Annotated in this window: 14 protein-coding genes; 6 read left to right on the top strand and 8 right to left on the bottom strand. The window is 67.8% G+C overall.

From position 1 onward, the window contains the following. The first annotated feature begins 9 nt into the window (after nucleotides 1-9). Nucleotides 10-510 (top strand): YfbM family protein, encoded by a 501-nt coding sequence (locus AC3A4T_RS01105; protein ID WP_487673706.1) that lies wholly within the window; start codon nucleotides 10-12, stop codon nucleotides 508-510. A gap of 35 nt (nucleotides 511-545) precedes the next feature. Here the strand turns inward: AC3A4T_RS01105 and AC3A4T_RS01100 are convergent, their stop codons facing one another. Continuing rightward, nucleotides 546-791, bottom strand: coding sequence for a hypothetical protein (locus AC3A4T_RS01100; RefSeq protein WP_487673705.1), 246 nt, complete (start codon nucleotides 789-791; stop codon nucleotides 546-548). A gap of 139 nt (nucleotides 792-930) precedes the next feature. On the opposite strand from AC3A4T_RS01100, the gene AC3A4T_RS01095 reads away from it, so the two are divergent. The 4 genes from AC3A4T_RS01095 to AC3A4T_RS01080 all read left to right on the top strand — a co-directional run bounded on the left by AC3A4T_RS01095 (nucleotide 931) and on the right by AC3A4T_RS01080 (nucleotide 5,109). Continuing rightward, nucleotides 931-1,107, top strand: coding sequence for a hypothetical protein (locus AC3A4T_RS01095; protein WP_487673704.1), 177 nt, complete (start codon nucleotides 931-933; stop codon nucleotides 1,105-1,107). Between the two features lie 199 nt (nucleotides 1,108-1,306). After that, entirely contained in the window at nucleotides 1,307-1,723 is a 417-nt protein-coding gene (locus tag AC3A4T_RS01090) for a DUF4279 domain-containing protein (RefSeq protein WP_487673703.1), read from the top strand. Nucleotides 1,724-2,103: 380 nt separating this feature from the next. Continuing rightward, nucleotides 2,104-3,300 carry a S1 family peptidase gene (locus AC3A4T_RS01085; RefSeq protein WP_487673702.1) on the top strand — a complete coding sequence of 399 codons (1,197 nt, stop codon included), beginning with the start codon at nucleotides 2,104-2,106 and terminating at the stop codon, nucleotides 3,298-3,300. 603 nt (nucleotides 3,301-3,903) lie between these two features. Then, the gene (locus tag AC3A4T_RS01080) at nucleotides 3,904-5,109 is read left to right on the top strand and encodes a S1 family peptidase (protein WP_487673701.1); all 1,206 of its coding nucleotides are present in this window, start codon (nucleotides 3,904-3,906) and stop codon (nucleotides 5,107-5,109) included. Between the two features lie 680 nt (nucleotides 5,110-5,789). Here the strand turns inward: AC3A4T_RS01080 and AC3A4T_RS01075 are convergent. The 4 genes from AC3A4T_RS01075 to AC3A4T_RS01060 all read right to left on the bottom strand — a co-directional run bounded on the left by AC3A4T_RS01075 (nucleotide 5,790) and on the right by AC3A4T_RS01060 (nucleotide 10,072). Then, nucleotides 5,790-7,592, bottom strand: a complete 1,803-nt coding sequence (locus tag AC3A4T_RS01075) for an ABC transporter transmembrane domain-containing protein (RefSeq protein ID WP_487673700.1) — start codon at nucleotides 7,590-7,592, stop codon at nucleotides 5,790-5,792. A 10-nt stretch (nucleotides 7,593-7,602) separates the two neighbouring features. Next, the gene (locus AC3A4T_RS01070) at nucleotides 7,603-8,223 is read right to left on the bottom strand and encodes an IMPACT family protein (RefSeq protein ID WP_487673699.1); all 621 of its coding nucleotides are present in this window, start codon (nucleotides 8,221-8,223) and stop codon (nucleotides 7,603-7,605) included. Between the two features lie 128 nt (nucleotides 8,224-8,351). Continuing rightward, nucleotides 8,352-9,521: a hypothetical protein gene (locus AC3A4T_RS01065; RefSeq protein WP_487673698.1), complete on the bottom strand. Its 1,170-nt coding sequence runs from the start codon at nucleotides 9,519-9,521 to the stop codon at nucleotides 8,352-8,354. Continuing rightward, nucleotides 9,518-10,072 (bottom strand): RNA polymerase sigma factor, encoded by a 555-nt coding sequence (locus AC3A4T_RS01060; protein WP_036112363.1) that lies wholly within the window; start codon nucleotides 10,070-10,072, stop codon nucleotides 9,518-9,520. Before AC3A4T_RS01060 ends, AC3A4T_RS01065 begins: the two co-directional genes overlap by 4 nt. 216 nt (nucleotides 10,073-10,288) lie before the next feature. Between AC3A4T_RS01060 and AC3A4T_RS01055 the strand changes: the two genes are divergently transcribed. Next, nucleotides 10,289-13,345, top strand: a complete 3,057-nt coding sequence (locus tag AC3A4T_RS01055; protein WP_487673697.1) for an EAL domain-containing protein — start codon at nucleotides 10,289-10,291, stop codon at nucleotides 13,343-13,345. Here AC3A4T_RS01055 and AC3A4T_RS01050 read toward each other — a convergent pair. From AC3A4T_RS01050 to AC3A4T_RS01040, 3 genes are all read right to left on the bottom strand, one after another. Next, on the bottom strand, nucleotides 13,335-14,864 hold the full coding sequence (locus AC3A4T_RS01050) for a vWA domain-containing protein (protein ID WP_487674026.1): 1,530 nt from the start codon (nucleotides 14,862-14,864) through the stop codon (nucleotides 13,335-13,337). The genes AC3A4T_RS01055 and AC3A4T_RS01050 overlap by 11 nt on opposite strands. A gap of 682 nt (nucleotides 14,865-15,546) precedes the next feature. After that, the gene (locus tag AC3A4T_RS01045; protein WP_487673696.1) at nucleotides 15,547-17,031 is read right to left on the bottom strand and encodes an aldehyde dehydrogenase family protein; all 1,485 of its coding nucleotides are present in this window, start codon (nucleotides 17,029-17,031) and stop codon (nucleotides 15,547-15,549) included. Between the two features lie 74 nt (nucleotides 17,032-17,105). Beyond that, the gene (locus AC3A4T_RS01040) at nucleotides 17,106-18,752 is read right to left on the bottom strand and encodes an acetolactate synthase large subunit (RefSeq protein ID WP_487673695.1); all 1,647 of its coding nucleotides are present in this window, start codon (nucleotides 18,750-18,752) and stop codon (nucleotides 17,106-17,108) included. Nucleotides 18,753-18,837: the final 85 nt, after the last annotated feature.

The following is an 18,837-nucleotide window of genomic DNA, read 5'->3' as shown; positions in this document are numbered from 1 at the left end:
CGCGTTCGAATGGGCATGACATGGAGCGCGACCGCGGTCGACGCGGAACGCACGGCGGCGTTGTTGCGCGCGCCAGGGCAAATCGTCGAGGCCCTGTACGCGGACTACGACGCCGACGAGGCGGCCGGGCGCGTGGCGTACCTGGACAAGGCTTGGCATGCGATTCATTTCGTTCTCAATCAGTCGGCCTGGGAAGGCGAGCCGCCGTGGAACTGGGCGATCTTCGGCGGCGAGCCGGTTTCGGACGATCCGGACGAGGACGCGCCGCGGCATGTGCCGGCCGATCATGTCCGCCAGATCGCCACCGCGCTGGCCAGCTTGCCGGCGGACGAGTTCGCCCGTCGCTACGATGCGCAGGCGCTGGCGGACGCGGACATCTATCCCGACGTGATCTGGCTGCGCGACGGCGATGAGGCCAAGGATTACGTCGTCTCGTATTACACGGTGCTGACCGCGTTCTATGCCGATGCGGCCGCGCGCGGCGACAGCGTGTTCACTTCGATCGGATGAGGCGGGGCGATCGGACACGCGCGCGCCCGCGGCGATCAGCGCAGGCGTTCGGCATAACCATCGCGGACGTGACGGTTGATGTAGGTATTCAACCCGCGTCCGCCGCGCGCCAGTTCGTGCATGCGCGCGATCGCCTCGGCGCCGGCGCTGTCGGCGGTGTACAGATAGACCGAGCCGTCGCCGAACTCGACCGCGATCGCCTGCGGTCCGATCGCGTAACCGCGTACGCCCGAGTCGCCGCTGAGATTGAGATAGGGCTGGATTTGCGCGTCGTCATGCATGGGCTCGCCGATCGCCGGCCGCGCGCACACGAGCGCGTTCGCCGGTCGTCGCCTGTACGGGGTAGGGTGGCCCATCCTGCCCCGGATGGGTGTAAGGTCCGGTGAGGCGGCCATGCGGGCCGTCGCGGGAGGTGCAACCATGCGTGGTTCGCGTAAATCCCAGGCCCTGGCGCTGATCGCGCTGGCCGCGATTCCGCCGCCGGTGCACGGCGCGGACTTTTCCCTGGCCTTGTTCTGGCTCGGCCGTGGCGCCGGTGTCGTCGCCGTGGTCTTGCTGACGGTGTGGCTGTTGAGCGAGTTCGCTCGAGCGGATTGAAGCCGGCGATGGGATGCGATGCGGCCCGGTAGGCGTATGCCGGCAGTTCCTGTGCATGTGCGAGAAACCGGGCGATGCGCGTACGCATGGATTACTTCGCGAGAGCGATGATTGAGTGTGAAATGAGAAGATGCGCGTGTCCGACGTCGCGTCCCGCATTTCAATCAACGGTCTCGCTATGCCCGCATTCGAAAAAACCATGGCGTGCTTGAATATCCTCGGCGACGAGTTGATCCCCGATGAGGTCAGCCGTCTGCTCGGCGCGGAGCCGACCGGCGCGCGGACCCGCGGCGAGGTCCTGGTCGGCAAGGCCACCGGCCATCGTCGTGTCGCCCGTGCCGGTGTGTGGTCTCTGCAAGCGCAGGACCGATCGCCCGGCGATCTGGATGCACAGATCGACGACATCTTCGCCCGACTGAACGACGACCCGGCGGTGTGGGCGCAATTGCAATCGCGTTTCAAGCTGAATCTGTTCTGCGGCTTGTTCATGGGCTGCCGCAACGACGGCGAAACGATCAGTCCGGCCAATCTTCGCTTGCTCGGCGAGCGCGGTATCGAATTGCAACTGGATAGTTACTCGCTGGATCCGGAAGAGGTGATGCAACACAGTCAGTGATGTCGCTAGCGCAGTGATGCCTTCATAGGAGCGCTGCTGATGCCCGCGCGAATCCGTCGATACGCGTAACGCTGCACTGCAGCAACCACCATGGCCGATACGCACGATACGTAGGCGCATCCAGGGCGTTAACGGTTCATGTCCTTATGCCAATACCGCGTCTTGTGACGTGGCTCGGACTCTGCGTGTGATGCCGCCTTATGTGCACACCTTGCGTATTAAGCGCACTTCTTTTTAGCTGGAATGGCCTCGCGAACAAAGCGTGCATCCGGATTGCGCGCGGGTTCGCCGACGAGAGGCCGCCGCCATTGCGCGGCGTCGAGAAGCCGCTCGGCTTCATTCCATCGATCCCATGTCAGATTCCTTCAGGAGTTCTTCGCATGTCCGTATCGAAGTCCAATGCGCGCCGTTTCGTGCGCGCTTCCGTTTTCTGCGTCGCGGCCGCGGTCGCCACGCTGTCTTCCGGCGTCGCCTTCGCCGCCGATGAGGTCAGCCCGGAGCTGAAGTTCGCGATGCAGCGCGACCTGGGCATTTTCCCCGGCCAGATCGCCCAGTACCTGCAGACCGAAAAACTCGCGCGCACTCAGGCCTCGGCGATCGAACGCGAGCTCGGCAGCCAGTTCGCCGGCAGCTGGATCGAACGCAACGCCGACGGCTCGTTCAAGGTGGTCGCCGCGACCGCGGGCGCGCGCAAGGCCAGCGCGATCGGCGGGGTCGAGCTGCGCAATGTGCGGCACAGCCTCAAGCACTTGCAGAACTCGATGGCGCAGCTCGATGCCGCGTCCAATGCGCGGGTCAAGGGCATCAGCAAGCCGCTCGACGGCGTGCAGAGCTGGTACGTCGATCCGGTCAGCAATGCGGTGGTGGTGCGGGTTGATCAGGGCGCCAGCGAGCGCGCGGTGGATTTCGTCGCGGTCAGCGGCGCCGATGCCGGCGCGGTGCGGATCGAAGAAGTGCCCGGCACCTTGCAGACTTCGGTCAACGTTCTGGGCGGCATCGAGTACTCGATCAACAACGCCACCCTGTGTTCGGTCGGCTTCTCGGTGACCCGCGGCGCCACCAAGGGCTTCGTCACCGCCGGTCACTGCGGCGGAGTCGGCGCGATCGTTCGCATCGGCGGCACCCAGGTCGGTTCGTTTGCCGCGCGCGTGTTCCCGGGCAACGACCGCGCCTGGGTCAGCGTGGGCAGCACCCACACCCTGCAGGGCGCGGTCAGCAACTACAGCGGCGGCACGATCGCGATCCGCGGCAGCGCCGAAGCCGCGATCGGCGCGGCGGTGTGCCGTTCCGGCCGCACCACCGGTTATCGCTGCGGCAACATCACCGCCAAGAACGTCACCGCCAACTACGCCGAAGGCGCGGTGCGCGGTTTGACCCAGGGCAATGCCTGCATGGGCCGCGGCGATTCGGGCGGTTCGTGGTTCACCAGCGCCGGCCAGGCGCAGGGCGTGATGTCCGGCGGCAACGTGCAGTCGAACGGCAACAACTGCGGCATCCCGGCGTCGCAGCGCAGCAGCCTGTTCGAACGCGTGGGGCCGATCCTGAGCCAGTACGGGCTGAGCCTGGTCACCAGCTGATCGCGATAGCGTCACTGCGATCGTCCCACAACGCCCCGCCTCGCGGGGCGTTGTGGTTCGCGCCGTTGCCTGCGGCCATGCCGCCGCCGGATTGCGACGGTGATGGGATGGGATCGATCCGTATGCGGGCCCGCGATCGGTTTCGAATTCAGTGGTGACGCACGCAAGCGACGCTTTGCGTGATCGGGGCGAGACGGTTGTGTGCGTTCGTTGATCGTCGATTCGTCCATACGCAGGACGATGTACGCGCAAAGTGCTGTTAGCGCAGATTTTAATGTCGTGTGGGCGCTTTAATCGGGCCTTAATCGAGGTGTTCGCGAGCGGCGGATCGGCTGGCTACGGCGCGGGAACGATTTTTTCGCCATGACATTCGCGTTCCTGTGACGGGCTCGGTTTTTTTTGTCGCGACGGTGCGCGGCTTCGTCTTGCTAAACCCTATGGCATCGTCTTTATCTGTTTATGTCGTTCGGTTTCTTGGTGCGCGTCGATGGTTCAGGCATCGCACTTCGAAGCAACGGCCACTGTCGCTCACGGCGATGTCGTTGCGGTCGCGTCTTTAGTGGGCGTCGGCCGTGTTCGCGTACTCAAGTCAGGAGTTCTTACATGTCCGTATCGAAGTCGAATCTGCGCTCGCGCGCCAGCCTGGTCGCGGCTGTCGCCGCGCTGTCCGCCGGCAGCGCCATGGCCGCCGATAATCTCAATCCGACCCTCAAGCTCGCCATGCAGCGCGATCTTGGCCTGTCGTCGGCGCAAGTCGCGCAGATGATTCAAGCCGACCGCATCGCCACCACCCAGGAATCCACGCTGCGTCGCACGCTCGGCGGTGGCTACGCCGGCAGTTGGGTCGAGCGCAATGAAGATGGCAGCTATCGGGTGGTCGCGGCGACCGCGGGCGCGCACAAGAGCGTCGGGGTGGCCGGGGTCGAACTACGGCATGTCAGGCATAGCCTGAAGCAGCTCAACGATTCCATGGCGGCGCTCAACCGTGACGCGCAGCGGCGCGTGCCGGGCATCAGCAAGCTGCGCAGCGGCGTGCAGTCGTGGTACGTCGATCCAACCACCAATGCGGTGGTGGTGACCGTTACGCCGGGCGCGGATGAGGAAGCGATCGATTTCGTCGCTGTCAGTGGCGCGGATATCGGTTCGATCCGGATCGAGGAAGCGGTGGGCATCCCGCAGGTCACCGCTTCGGTCCAGGGCGGCATCGAGTACCGCATGCCGCTGTCAGACGGCACCGGTCGAGTCGGCCTGTGTTCGGTCGGGTTCCCGGTCACCAAGGGCACGATCAAGGGCTTCGCGACCGCGGGGCATTGCGCCAAGGCCGGTCAGAGCGTGCAGATCAGCGGCGTCAACGTGGGCACCTTCACCGCTTCGCACTTCCCCAATACCGACCGGGCCTGGGTGACGATCGGCGCGAGCCATACGCTGGTCGGAAGCGTCACCAACTACACCGGCGGCAGCGTCGCGGTGAAGGGCAGCACCGAAGCGGCGATCGGCGCGGCGGTCTGCCGTTCGGGCCGTACCACGCAGTACAAGTGCGGCACGATCACGGCCAAGAACGTGACGGTCAACTACGGCAGCCTCGGCAGCGTGAGGGGCTTGACCCGGGCCAACAATTGCACCGGTCGCGGCGATTCGGGCGGTTCGTGGATCACCGCCGCCGGTCAGGCACAGGGCCTGACGTCGGGTGGCAATCTGCCCGTAGGCCAGAACGACAATTGCTCGGTGCCGACCTCGCAGCGGCAGACGTTCTTCGAGCGGATCAACCCGGTGCTGAGTCAGTACGGGCTGGCCTTGGTCACGAGCTGATCGGGTCACACGCGTGAATCGGCTGCGCCATGCCTTCGGGCTGAGATGGCGGGCCGGCTGATCGCCGCATGTTCGATAAGAACGTAGCTGTTCGCAACGCCCCGCCTCGTGCGGGGCGTTGCATTTTGCGACCGCGCCGCGGGCGGGTCGCGCCGGATCGTCGGCTCATGGCACCGCGTTCGCGGCTTCGTCGTAGCCGGCCTTGGCGGCAGTTCCGTGACGAGCGACGGCCGCATCGCGCGCTTGGCTGTAAACCCTCGGCCACCGTTCGACCAACGCAGGCGCGAGCCCGATAACCCCGATGCCTACCTCGCTCGCTGCTCGATTGGCTACGAAATACTTTCGCAGGTCAGCGGCGGACCGAAGATCCGCGCCAGTCGCTGGCAGCGTAGAGGCCCAGCGCCAACCCGCTTCGAACTTCGCCGGCCGTTGGATCGGGCGCAACGCCGATGGCTCGTTAAAACCCGGGGCCGCCACCTCGGGCAGCGGCAAGAATGCGGGGCTGCCAGGCGCCCAAGTCCGTCATGTGCGCACAGTCTCAGAAACCTGGAATCGATCCGGTCCTCGCTCGATGCGCAGGCACGCGCTCGCTTAGCCGGCGTGGGCGGCTAAGCGTAGGAGTGGCGCGAGCCGCGAGCGCGGACCCGCGATCGCCAACGCCAACCGCTATGCCCCGCGCCTCAATCCAGAAACTGCAACTTCGCCAGTTCCGCATACAACCCGCCCTCGGCCAGCAACTGCGCATGGGTGCCCTCGGCGACGATGCTGCCGCGGTCCATGACCACGATCCGGTCGGCCTTGAGCACGGTCGCCAGGCGATGGGCGATGACCAGGGTGGTGCGGCCTTCCATCAGCGTTTCCAGCGCCTGCTGCACCGCGCGTTCGCTTTGCGCGTCGAGCGCGCTGGTGGCTTCGTCTAGCAGCAGGATCGGCGCGTCCTTGAGCAGGGCGCGGGCGATCGCGATGCGCTGCTGCTGGCCGCCGGACAGGCGCGCGCCGCGTTCGCCCAGTTCGGTCGACAGGCCCTCGGGCAGGGCGCGGATGAAGTCCTCGGCATGCGCGGCGCGCACCGCCTGATCGACTTCCTCGTCGCTGGCGCCGAGCCGGCCGTAGCGGATGTTGTCGCGCGCGGTGGTGGCGAAGATGGTCGGTTGCTGCGGCACCAGCGCGATCGATTCGCGCAGGTCGGCCGGATCGGTATCGCGCACGTCGATGCCGTCCACGCGCACCGCGCCGTTCTGCGGATCGTGGAAGCGCAGCAGGATCGAGAACACGGTGCTCTTGCCGGCGCCGGACGGGCCGACCAGGGCCACGGTCTCGCCGGGATTGACCCGCAGGCTGAAGTTCTGCAGTGCCGGCAGATCCACGCGTTGCGGGTAGTGGAAGGCGACGCGGTCGAACACGATCTCGCCGCGCAGCGGCCGCGGCAGCGCGAGGGGCTGCGCCGGCGCCTGCACTGCGTTGTTTTCGTTGAGCAGTTCGCTGATCCGGCCCATGCCGCCGGCCGCGCGTTGCAGGTCGTTCCAGACTTCGGCCAATGCGCCGATCGAGCCGCCGCCGATCAGGGCGTACAGCACGAACTGGCCCAGGGTGCCGCCGCTCAGGCGGCCGGCGACCACGTCGTGCGCGCCGGACCACAACACCAGGGTGATCGCGCCGAATATCAGGGTGATGGCGGTCGCGGTGACCAGGGCCTGGGCGGTGATGCGCTTGCGCGCGGTCTGCACCGCGATCCGCAGCGATTCGCTGAAACGGCCTTGTTCGTAGGGTTCGCGCGCGTGCGCCTGGACCGTGCGCACCGCGCCGAGGGTTTCCGCGGCCAGGGTGTTGGCGTCGGCGATGCGGTCCTGGGTGGAGCGCGAGATCTTCTGCAGCTTGCGTCCGCCGAGGATGATCGGCAGCACCGCCAGCGGGATGCCGACCAGGGCGTAGGCGGCCAGGCGCGGGCTGGTATAGAACAGCATGCCCAGGCTGCCGATCACCGTGACCGAACTGCGCAGGGCCACCGACATGCTCGAGCCGACCACGCTGCGCAGCAGTTCGGCGTCGGCGGTCAGGCGCGAGACCAGTTCGCCGCTGCGGGTGCGGTCGTGGAAGCCCGCGTCCAGCGCGATCACATGGCGGTACAGGGTTTCGCGCAGGTCGGCGACGACTTTTTCGCCGAGCAGCGAGACCAGGTAGAAGCGCAGCGCGGTGGCCAGGGCCAGCGCGATCGCGACCAGGAACAGGATCAGGAAGGCCTGGTCGATCGCGCCGCTGCCGCCGCCGGTGGCGCTCTGGGCGAAACCCTGGTCGATCATTTTCTTGAACGCCAGCGGCATGCTCAGGGTCGCGGCGCTGGACGCGGCCAGGGCGAACAGCCAGGCGATGAACAAGCCGCGGTACTTGCGAACGAACGGCCACAAGGTGCGCAGGCTGCCGATCGGGGCTTTCTGCAGGTCGCGGCGGGTGTCGGCTCGGTAGCCGGCGCTGGAGTCTGTCATCGGGTGGCGTTCATCGGCTTGGGCTCCGTTCGCCGGGATCGTCCAGGCGCACGCGATTACGAGTGGCGTCGCGCAGCTGCGCTTTCAAGGCGGGCAATTGCGACGTAGGCAGGCGAATTCGCACGCGCACCCCGTCGGCATCGAAGCGTTCGTGGTCTTTGTGCGCGCCGAAGGCGTTCAACGCGGCATGGACCGCGCCGATGTCCTCGAACGGATAGGCCAGGTCGAGTTCGTGGTAGTGGACCAGTTCGCGGCGTTCGGCGCGGCGCAGGCACTCGGCCGCGCTGCCGCCGTAAGCGCGGACCAATCCACCGGCGCCGAGCTTGATGCCACCGTACCAGCGCGTCACCACGGCCACCACCTGGTCCAGGCCCTGGCCGTCGATCGCGGCCAGGATCGGCCGCCCGGCGGTGCCGGAGGGTTCGCCGTCGTCGTTGAAGCGGTATTCGCCGCCGATGCGGTAGGCCCAGCAGTTGTGGGTGGCGTCGGGGTCGGCGACGTCCTGCACGAAGGCCAATGCGTCGGCGGGGGTGGTCACCGGCGCGGCCAGGGCCAGGAAGCGGCTGTGCTTGACCTCGATCTGATGGCTGGCGCGCGCGGCGAGGGTCGCGGTCGGGGCGCCGTCGCTCATCGACGTGGGCTCATCGGAGCATGCTCATCGGAGCGGGCTCATGACAGCGAGCTCATGCGCGCGCACGGATGCATGCACGCGGCATGCGTCGGACCGGGCCGGCAACGGCCGCGCCGAGGCGGCCGCGCTCATTTCAGCAGCGCGCGCAGATCGTCCGGCACCCGCGTGTGCGGGTGGGCGCGACGGAAGCGCTGCAGGCTCTCGCGGGCGCGCCCGGTCTCGCCGGCATCGCGGTAGCCGCGGATGCGATCGAGCCATTCGCCCGGGGCCAAGCGGCTTTCGTTGCCAGCGTCGTCGCCGATGCGGCTGCTGGTCACTTCGATCCGATCGAGGGCCGGCGAGGCATTGCTGCTCTTGCTCGACGGCTCGGGCGCGGCCTGGACGTCGGCGCGCTCGCTGTAGCTTTCGGCCTTGCCCAAGGTCGCCGCGTCGGCGGCGACGGCCGCGGCCTTCGCGGCGCGCTGGCTGCTCAGGTTGTCCGCGGGCGAGGCCCATCCAGCGTTGGCGGCGGGCGCGGCCTCGACCGGCGCGGGCGCCGACATCACGCCGATCGGTGCCGGCGGCGCGGGCGGCGGCGGGGGCGGTGCCATCGCGGGAGCGGACTTGAGTTCGCGTTCGGCCGGCGCGGCCTTGATGCGACGCAGGGGTTCGGTCGCACGGGCATCGGTTGCGGTGGCCTGCTGGCTGGCCGGGGCCTCTTCGGCGCGGCTGCGCTTGGCGGCTTGGTCTTCGACGATCGCCTTGGGCGGCGCCGACGGTGCGGGTGGTGCCGACTGGGCGGTCGCCGGAGCGGGTTTCATCGCCATCGGCGCGGCGGCATCGGCCGCGCGGTCGGCGGCCATGCCGGCGCCGGGCGCTACCTCGGCCGGCATCGCCGGCGCGGCGACCGAATCGGCGGCGGACACCGCTGCCGGCGCTGCCGCGGCCGCTTCGGCCTGGATGTCGGCCGATTGGCCACCGCCGCTGTCGGCGATCGGCTCGACCTGGGCGCGTGCGACCACGGCCGCGTCCTGTTCCTGCTGGACCGCTTCCATCTTCGTGTCCGCCGGCCGCAGTTGCCAGGCGATGCCGACCGCCAGGCTCAGCGAGGCGGCCACGCCGATCCACATCGGCCAGCGTTGCTTGGGCTTCGCGCGCAGGCGCGGCTGCTCGCTCGCCACCGCGGCGTGCGCGGCGGCGAGGATGCGCGCGTCCAGCGCCGGCGAGGGGCCGTCGCTCGGGCCCAGCCGCAGCAGGCGCTGGGCCAGCTCGCGTTCTTCGGGCGACAAGGGATCGGGAGCGTCGGGACGGCGGTTCATTCGGTCAACCTCGCGCGCAACTTGTCCATCGCGTAGCGCAGCCTGGATTTGACCGTCTCGCGGCCGGCCCCCGTGATCTCGCCGATCTCCTCCAGACTCAGTTCCTGTTCCAGTCGCAGCAATACCACTTCGCGCTGCTCCTCGGGCAATTCCTCGATCGCGCGCTGCAGGCGGCGGCGCTGTTCGAATTCGGACAGTTCGCGCTCGGGCGTGGTCGGGTCGGGCACGCGCGCGGCGCGCTCGTCGCCGTCGTCGGGCGCCGGCGGGCGGTGCTTGAGGCCGCGCCAGTGATCGTTGAGGCGGTTGTGGGCGATCCGGAACAGCCAGGTGCTGAACTGCGCATCGGGCTTCCAGCCATGGCGCGCGCCGATCACGCGCTGCCAGATGTCCTGAAAGAATTCGTCGGCGAGCGCCGAATCACGGATCTGCCGCAGCAAGAAGCGGTACAAAGGGCCGCGATGGCGCGCGTACAGAACCTCGAACGCGGCGACGTCGCCGCCCGTCCAGGCCAGCATGAGTACGTCGTCGCTCGCATCCGCAGCGGAATTCATCCGCGGCAGGGTACGGCCTGGCGGCGCCGACGGGAAGCGCTTGCGCGAGCAAAGCGGGTCGTATAGCGAAGGTTGCAGGGCCAGTTGCATGCAGGTAACAACGGCCCGGGGGCGGGGATGGGGTTGCCGGCCAGGCCCCGGCCTGCGGCGCTGGCGTGAAGCTCGCGTTATCCTGCGTCCTGCGTAGAAGGCGGCGAACCGGTGCGGAACGAAGTAATGCAAGGGGCAACGGTCAGCGAGACCTCCACCGACGAGGCCTTGGCCTGTGCGCTGCAGGAAGCGCTGCCGGCCGGGACCCAGGTGGTGGTGTGCTGGCGCGCCGCGCCGCACGGGCGCATTTGCGAATCGTGCACCCCCGGCGGCGAGCACGCGCTGCGCGATGCCGCGCGGGTCCTGCTCGAGCGCGATCCGCCCGCGATCGGCGCTTCCGACGACCGTTACGGCGACCGCATCGAGGCGGCGTGGTGGCTCGAGGACCGCAGCCGCGCCAGCATCGTCGCGCACCTGCCGCAGGCCCTGCCGACCGCGTTGCGCGCGGCCTGGCTGGCGATGGCGCGGCGGATCGTCGCCGCCGACCTGTCGGCGGTGCGCGCGCATGCCCGCGCCGAGGCGCTGGAAAAATCCGAGCGCCTGCAGCAGGCCCTGTACGGCATCGCCGACCTGGCCGGTTCCGGGCTGGAGATGACCGACCTGCTCAGCCGCATCCACGGCGTGGTCTGCGGGCTGATGTACGCCGAGAATTTCTACATCGTGCTGTACGACGACGTACTCGACACGATGCGCTTTTTGTACTTCGCCGATTGCAACGACCCCTACGTGGCCGACCCGCTCAAGGCGATCCGCGGCGACGAGATGCCCAGCAGCCTGACCCTGGCGCTGCTGCGCCATGGCGAAGCGCTGCAGGGCAGTTCGGCCGACCTGCGTCAGCGCCTGGGCGTGGCCGACGACGATTACCACGGCCCCGACAGCGCCGACTGGCTCGGCGTGCCGATGCGCCGCGACGAACGCGTATGCGGCGCGATCGTGGTCCAGCATTACGACAGCGCCGGCAGTTACGGCGACGAGGACCGCGCGCTGCTGTCGTTCGTCGCCCAGCACATCCTGACCGCGCTCGACCGCTTCCGCGCCCGCGAGGAACTCGAACGCCGGGTCACCGAGCGCACCTACGCGCTGCAGCTGAGCAACCGCGACCTGCAGGCCGAGATCATCGAACGCCAGCGTTCGGAGCGGCTGCAACGCGCGCTGTTCCGGATCGCCGAACTGACCATCACCTCCGACACCCTGGAACGCTTCTATTCCCAGGTCCACGACGTGGTCAGCGAACTGCTGTACGCGCGCAATTTCTATATCGCGCTGCTGTCGGACGACGGCGAGCGCCTGCAATTCCCGTATTCGATCGACGAACGCGACGTGATCCGCGAAACCCGCCGGCTCGCCGACGGTCTGACCGAATACGTGATCCGCCAGGGCCGGCCGCTGCTGGCCGACCGCCACCGCATCGCCGAGCTCAACAGCCGCGGCGAAGTGCGCAGCCACGGCTCGGCCGCGCATTGCTGGCTCGGCGTGCCGCTGTTCCGCGACGACACCGTGGTCGGGGTGATCGCGATCCAGAGCTATTCGCGCGCGATCAGCTTCAACGCCCGCGATCAGGAACTGCTGACCTTCGTCGCCCACCACATCAGCATCGGCCTGGCCCGCAAGCAGGCGCAGGACCGGCTGGTCACCGCGCACGGCGAACTCGAGCAACGCGTCGCCACCCGCACCCGCGAACTCGCCCACACCAACGCCGAACTGGTCGCCCAGATCGGCGAGCGCGTGCGCGCCGAGCAGAAACTCACCCATCAGGCGCTGCACGACGCGCTGACCGGGCTGCCCAATCGCGGCCAGTTGCTCGAACGCCTGGATTACGCGATCGCCCACGCCCAGCGCGACAACCGCCCGTTCGCGGTGCTGTTTCTGGACCTGGACCGGTTCAAGCTGGTCAACGACAGCGTCGGCCATTCGGCCGGCGACGAACTGCTGATCGAAAGCAGCCGGCGCATCGTCGCCACCGTGCGCAGCGCCGACATGGTCGCGCGCCTGGGCGGCGACGAATTCGCGATCCTGATCGAGAGCATCGACGGCTTGATCGTCGCCGAAGACCTCGCTCAACGCGTGCTGCGCGCGCTCGGCGAGCCGTGCTGGGTGGCCGGGCGCGAGGTGTTTCCGTCGGCCAGCGTCGGCATCGCGATGTGGCATCCGCGCTACCGCAGCGGCACCGAGCTGCTGCGCGACGCGGATGCGGCGATGTACCGCGCCAAGGGCGCCGGGCGCGGACGTTTCGCCGTATTCGACGAAGAAATGCGCGAGCAGGCGCTGCGCATCCTCGACCTGGAAGCCGACCTGCGCCGCGCCATCAACGGCGACGCCTTCATCGCCCACTACCAGCCGATCGTGCGGCTCGACGACCAGACCGTGATCGGCCACGAGGCGCTGCTGCGCTGGCGCCACGAAAAACGCGGGCTGTTGTTGCCGCGCGAATTCATCGGTCTGGGCGAGGACAGCGGCTTGATCGAAGAGGCCGACTGGATTTTGTATGCGCGGGTGATCGCGCAGCTCGCGCGCGGCGGCCATGGCTATATCTCGGTCAACGTGTCTCCGCGGCATTTCCGCGCTCACGATTTCGCCGACCGCCTGCTGCGCATGATCGACGAGGCCGGCGCCGATCCACGGCGGCTGCGCATCGAAATCACCGAGGTGGCGCTGCTCGACGACGTGCCGCGCGCGCTGCGGATGTTGCAGACCTTGCGCAAGCACGGGGTGTTGGCGCAGTTGGACGACTTCGGTACGGGGTTTTCGGCGTTGTCGTACCTGCACCGATTCCCTATCGAGTGTCTGAAGATCGATCAGAGTTTCGTCGCGGGCTTGGTCGGCGAATCGCGGCCCGAAAGCATCGCGGTGGTGCGCGCGATCCAGGCGCTGGCCGGCACGCTCGGCATCCACACCATCGGCGAAGGCGTGGAGACCCACGCGCAACGGCTGGTCCTGCGCGAACTGGGCTGCACCTACGCCCAGGGCTATCTGTTCGGGCGACCGGCCGAAGTGATCCGCGGTGAATCGCGGATATTCGACGGCGAAGACGTGCTGGACGGTTCGGCCGATGCATCTGGCGAGGCGTTGAGCGACGCCGCGCCGCTCGATGGCGGACAAAAAGAGGGTGCCGTCCGCGCGCAGTTCGACGAGCCTGACATCGTCGAACCCGCCACGGACGACACCCGCAGCCTTACTCGCTGATCGCCACGCCGCTGCTCGGCTTGAGTTCGCCGATCTGGGCCTTGGCGCGTTCGACCAGGCGCACGAACTCGGCGCGCTGACCGGTGGGATCGGCCTGCTTGAGACCGCGCGCGGTCGCGGCGATCTGGTCCCAGCCCCAACCGTCGTACTGGCTGGCGCCGCGCAACCCATCGGCGAAGGCCGCGACCGAGGCGGCCATGCGCATCGGTTCGCTCGCGACCACGCGCAGGCTGGAGCGCTGCACCGGGGTTTCGATCAACACGCTGCGATCCTCGCCCGGGCGCTTGTAGCGCAGCTTGAGATTGGCGATCTCATTGCCGCCGCCGCTGCTCGCGGCCTCGTTGGCGTAGCGCAGCGCCGGCAGCCGGGTCGCGCTGGAACCGACCGGGGTGAGTTCGTACAACGCGGTGACTTCGTGGCCCGCGCCGATATCGCCGGCGTCGACCTTGTCGTTGGCGAAGTCCTCGCGCTTGAGCAGGCGGTTTTCGTAGCCGATCAGGCGGTACTCGGCGACCTGCGCCGGGTTGAACTCGATCTGGATCTTGACGTCGCGGGCGATGGTCATCAGGGTCGAACCCATTTCCTCGACCAGCACCTTGCGCGCTTCCTGCACGGTGTCGATGTAGGCATGGTTGCCGTCGCCGACATCGGCCAGCTTCTCGGACAATTCGTCGTTGTAGTTGCCGCTGCCGAACCCGAGCGTGGTCAAGGCGACGCCGCTCTTGCGCTGATCGGCGACCATGGTTTCCAGCGCGTTGTTGTCGACCGTGCCGACGTTGAAATCGCCGTCGGTGGCCAGGATCACCCGGTTGACGCCGTTCTTGACATAGGCCTGTTTGGCCATCGCATAGGCCAGGCGGATGCCGTCGCCGCCGTTGGTGCTGCCGCCGGCCTGCAGGCGGTCGAGCGCGGCGAGAATTTCTTCTTGACGGTCGCCCGGGGTCGGCGGCAACACCAGTCCGGCCGAACCGGCGTAGACCACGATCGAAATCCGGTCCTGCGGGCGCAGCTGCCGGGCGAGCATCGAGAACGCGCTCTTGAGCAGCGGCAGCTTGTCGGGCGAATTCATCGAGCCCGAGGTGTCGATCAGAAACACCAGGTTGGCCGGCGGCAGATTCTTCTTCGGCACGTCATAACCCTTGATGCCGATCATCAGCAGCTGACGCTGCGCATTCCACGGCGCCGGCGCCAGTTCGGTGCTGACCTTGAACGGCGTCGCCAGCGAGGCCGGCGCGGCGTGGCCGTAGTCGAAGTAGTTGATGAATTCCTCGGCGCGCACCGCGTCGGCCGGCGGACGCAGGCCGTCGTTGAGCATGCGCCGCACATTGGTGTAGCTGCCGGTGTCGACGTCGATCGAGAAGGTCGACAGCGGTTGTTCGCGGGTGCGCTGGACCGGGTTGTCTTCGCGCTGCGCGTATTTCTCGGTGTTGGCCGGCTGCGAGTAGGACGGCGCGGGCGGAGGCGGGGGCGGCGCGAGGAAGCCCGGCGCGGCGGCGGCCACGGCGGCGGGCATCGCCATGCGCTTGGCGTAGGTCGGGGCGATGCGCGAGCCGGTGACTTGGACCCGGTCGAGCGACCGCTCGCGCGGGGCGGCGTGGTTGGCGGGCGCAGCGGATTTCGCTTCGATGCTGCCGGCGGGTTTCGCGACGGTCGCGGCGCCGAGGTTGGCGCGTTCGGCTTCGGGCTTGGCGGCGGGCTCGGCTGCGGCGGCCGCATCGGCCGGTGCGTCGTTGCGTAAGCGGGCGTCGGCGGTGGTGTCGGTGCCGGCGGCTTCGTTCTTGGCCGGCGCCTGCGCCGCCGTTTGCGACGGGGCCAGATCGCCGGTCGCCTGGCAGGCCGCCAGCGACAGGGCGAGCGCGGCGGCCAGCGCCGCGCCGAGGTGATTGCGGATCAGGCGCGGTGAGGCGGCGGGCGAGGTGCGAGCGTGCATGGCGGCTTCCCTGGTGTGTGGACCTGGGAAGTGAAACGCGCCGCTGTGATGGGTGGGGTTAGCGGGGGTGAAGATTTTTTGGTAGTGGGCGCCGAGCGTCTCAGGACTCCTGGTTTGGGAGTGTTGCTGCCGTGGGGATTTGGAAAGGCAGAGCCTCGGAGGCAGCCGGAGATACGTCAATAGCGACCGCCGGAAGCGAAGCGGGGCTCGCGGCTTCCGGCAGCGTTGCAGTAATGGTTCTGGCGGGGACTGGCTTCGGAGACGGCCGGGGTTACTTCGCTTCGGTTGGATCGCGAATCACCAGCAAACGCTGCTCGCTCATGTCCTCGATCGCATAACGCACGCCTTCGCGGCCCAGGCCGGAATCCTTGACCCCGCCGTAGGGCATGTTGTCGACCCGGAAGCTCGGCACGTCGCCGACGATGACGCCGCCGACGTCGAGCAGGTCCCAGGCCTTCATCGCGTGATCCAGGCGACCGGTGAACACGCCGGCCTGCAAACCGAAATCGCTGTTGTTGACCTCGCCGAGCACGCTGTCGAAATCGTCGAACGGTTCGATCAGCGCGACCGGCCCGAACACTTCCTTGCGGTACAGGTCGGCGTCGTGCGGGACTTTCTCCAGCAGGGTCGCCGGAATCATGTTGCCTTCGCGCGGGCCGCCGTTGATGCGCTTGGCGCCGCCCTTGACCGCCGCGTCGATCCACGACTGGATGCGCTTGGCCGCGTCTTCGTCGACCACCGGGCCGATGAAGGTGGTGTCGACCCGCGGATCGCCCATGCGTAGCGCGCCGATCGCGGCCTTGAGCTTCTTGCGCAGCTTGTCGTAGATGTCGGCATGCGCGTAGATGCGTTGCACGCTGATGCAGCTCTGACCGCTTTGGTAATACGCGCCGAACACCAGCCGCTCGACCACATGGTCCAGGCTCACGCCCGGATCGGCATCGACGATGCAGGCGGCATTGCCGCCGAGTTCCAACGTCACTTTCTTCTTGCCCGAACGCGCCTTGAGGTCCCAGCCGATCAGGCCGCCGGTGAAGCTCAACAACTTGATCCGCTCGTCCTCGACCAGCAGGGACGCATCCTCGTTGGAACAGCACAGCACCGAGAACGCGCCTTCGGGCAGGTCGGTCTCGGCCAGCACCTCGGCGATGATCAATGCGCCGATCGGGGTCTTGATCGCCGGCTTGAGCACGAACGGGCAGCCGGCGGCGATCGCGGGGGCGACTTTGTGCGCGACCAGGTTCAACGGGAAATTGAACGGGGTGATGAAACTGCACGGCCCGATCGGCACGCGCTTGACCATGCCGCGATAGCCGCGCGTGCGTTCGGAGATCTGCAGTTCGATGATCTGGCCGTCGATGCGGGTGGCTTCGCCAGCGGCGATGCGGAAGGTGTCGATCAGGCGGGTGACTTCGCCGCGCGCGTCCTTGATCGGCTTGCCCGCTTCGATGCACAGCGCCAGCGCGAGTTCTTCGAAGCGCTCGCTGAAGCGACGCACGCAGTGTTCGAGCACATCGCGGCGACGGTCGGGGGTGAACGCGGCCATCGCCTCGCGCGCCTTGTGCGCGGCGACGATCGCCTTGCGCACCGCGGCCGCGTCGGCCATCGCGACCCGGGTCGCGCGCTTGCCGGTGTACTTGTCCAGCACCTCCAACTCGGTGTTGGCGGCGACCGGGCGGTTGGCGAGGTAGTAGGGGTAACTGGTCTTGAGTCCCTTGGCGGGCTTGGCGGTGTTTTTCTTGTTCGGCTTGGCCATTGGGTTCTCCTGGCTAGTCAAGGTCGGGAAGATTGATCGCATCGAGGATCGGGCCGGGCCGCGAGCAGGTTCGCTCACTGCACCGCCGCGGCCAGACGCGGAATGTCTTCGTTGAGAATGCGGTCGTCGTCGCGGTAATCGATCGGAACTTCGATCACATCCACGCCCGGCGTTTCCAAGGCCTCACGCAACAACGGCAGGAACGCATCGCTGGATTCGGGCCGATGCCCGCGCGCGCCATAGCTGCGCGCATAGGCGACGAAGTCGGGGTTGCCGAGGTCCATGCCGTAACTCGGATAGCGTTCGTGCGCCTGTTTCCACTTGATCATGCCGTAGGCGTCGTCGCGCAGCACCAGCACGACCAGGTCCAGGCCCAACCGCACCGCGGTTTCCAGTTCCTGCGAATTCATCATGAAACCGCCGTCGCCGCAGACCGCGACGACCTTGCGGTCCGGACACACGATGCGCGCGCCGATCGCCGAGGGCAGGCCGGCGCCCATCGTCGCCAGGGCATTGTCGAGCAACAGGGTGTTGGGTTCGCGGCAGCGGTAGTTGCGCGCGAACCACAGCTTGTACAGGCCGTTGTCGAGGCAGACCACGTCGCGCGGCGACAGCGCGCTGCGCAGGTCGGCGACGATGCGTTGCGGCGCGAGCGGAAAACGGTCGTCGTCGCTGCGGTCGCGCAGGTGTTCGAGCATCGCCGTGCGCACCCGATCGAAGAAGGCGAAGTCCCAGTGCGGCTGCGGCTCGATCGCTTCGGACAATCGCCACACCGAATGGGCGATGTCGCCGATCACTTCGATCTGCGGGAAATACACCGCGTCGACCTCGGCGCTGGCGTAGTTGACGTGGATCACCGTGCGCCGGCCTTCGCGCATGAAGAACGGCGGTTTTTCGATCACGTCGTGGCCGATGTTGATGATGCAGTCGGCCGCGTCGATCGCGCGATGGACGAAATCGTGGTCTGACAGCGCGGCGTTGCCGAGCCACAGCGGGCCTTCTTCGTCGAGCACGCCCTTGCCCATCTGGGTGGTGAAGTAGGGGATACCGAGTTTGGCGACGAAGGCGTCGAGGGTTTTCGAGGTGGTCTTGCGGTTGGCGCCGGCGCCGATCATCAGGATCGGATGGCGCGCGTTCGCGATCGCCTCGGCGGCGCGTTCGATCGCCTTGTCCTCGGCGACCGGGCGGCGCGAGAACGAGGCCGGGATCAGCCGTGCCTGGGTCGGGTCGCCGGCGATGTCCTGCGGCAGTTCCAGATGCACCGCGCCGGGGCGTTCTTCCTCGGCGCGGCGGAAGGCTTCGCGCACCCGCGCCGGGATGCTGTCGGCGGCGACGATCTGGCGGGTGTACTTGGTCAGCGGGCGCATCGTGTCGACCACGTCGACGATCTGGAAGTGACCCTGCTTGCTGGTCTTGATCGGTTTCTGCCCGGTGATCATCAGCATCGGCATGGCGCCGAGCTGAGCGTAGGCCGCGGCGGTGACCAGGTTGGTCGCGCCCGGTCCCAGCGTGGACAGGCATACGCCGGCCTTGCCGGTGAGGCGGCCGTAGGTCGCGGCCATGAAGCCGGCGGCCTGTTCGTGGCGGGTGAGGACGAGTTCGATCGTCGAGGTGCGCATCGATTCGAGCAGGTCGAGGTTTTCCTCGCCGGGAATGCCGAAGACGTATTGCACGCCCTCGGCTTCGAGCGCGGCGACGAACAGGTCGGACGCCTTGGTCATGCGGGACTCCGGATGCGGGCCTGGCCCGAATTGTCCGATCCTCGCGCAAACGGTGTTAGCGGTGGGCGATGGTGGTGGAACGGTG

Source organism: Lysobacter sp. Soil_N_51 (assembly GCF_057655755.1).
The sequence above is the reverse complement of the archived record's forward strand: the minus strand, read 5'-3'. Positions and strand labels throughout refer to the sequence as shown.

Coding starts and splice junctions, on each gene's coding strand:
- AC3A4T_RS01105 (WP_487673706.1), top strand. CDS start 10: ATGGGCATGACATGGAGCGCGACCGCGGTCGACGCGGAACGCACGGCG.
- AC3A4T_RS01100 (WP_487673705.1), bottom strand. CDS start 791: ATGCATGACGACGCGCAAATCCAGCCCTATCTCAATCTCAGCGGCGAC.
- AC3A4T_RS01095 (WP_487673704.1), top strand. CDS start 931: ATGCGTGGTTCGCGTAAATCCCAGGCCCTGGCGCTGATCGCGCTGGCC.
- AC3A4T_RS01090 (WP_487673703.1), top strand. CDS start 1,307: ATGGCGTGCTTGAATATCCTCGGCGACGAGTTGATCCCCGATGAGGTC.
- AC3A4T_RS01085 (WP_487673702.1), top strand. CDS start 2,104: ATGTCCGTATCGAAGTCCAATGCGCGCCGTTTCGTGCGCGCTTCCGTT.
- AC3A4T_RS01080 (WP_487673701.1), top strand. CDS start 3,904: ATGTCCGTATCGAAGTCGAATCTGCGCTCGCGCGCCAGCCTGGTCGCG.
- AC3A4T_RS01075 (WP_487673700.1), bottom strand. CDS start 7,592: ATGACAGACTCCAGCGCCGGCTACCGAGCCGACACCCGCCGCGACCTG.
- AC3A4T_RS01070 (WP_487673699.1), bottom strand. CDS start 8,223: ATGAGCGACGGCGCCCCGACCGCGACCCTCGCCGCGCGCGCCAGCCAT.
- AC3A4T_RS01065 (WP_487673698.1), bottom strand. CDS start 9,521: ATGAACCGCCGTCCCGACGCTCCCGATCCCTTGTCGCCCGAAGAACGC.
- AC3A4T_RS01060 (WP_036112363.1), bottom strand. CDS start 10,072: ATGAATTCCGCTGCGGATGCGAGCGACGACGTACTCATGCTGGCCTGG.
- AC3A4T_RS01055 (WP_487673697.1), top strand. CDS start 10,289: ATGCAAGGGGCAACGGTCAGCGAGACCTCCACCGACGAGGCCTTGGCC.
- AC3A4T_RS01050 (WP_487674026.1), bottom strand. CDS start 14,864: ATGGCGATGCCCGCCGCCGTGGCCGCCGCCGCGCCGGGCTTCCTCGCG.
- AC3A4T_RS01045 (WP_487673696.1), bottom strand. CDS start 17,031: ATGGCCAAGCCGAACAAGAAAAACACCGCCAAGCCCGCCAAGGGACTC.
- AC3A4T_RS01040 (WP_487673695.1), bottom strand. CDS start 18,752: ATGACCAAGGCGTCCGACCTGTTCGTCGCCGCGCTCGAAGCCGAGGGC.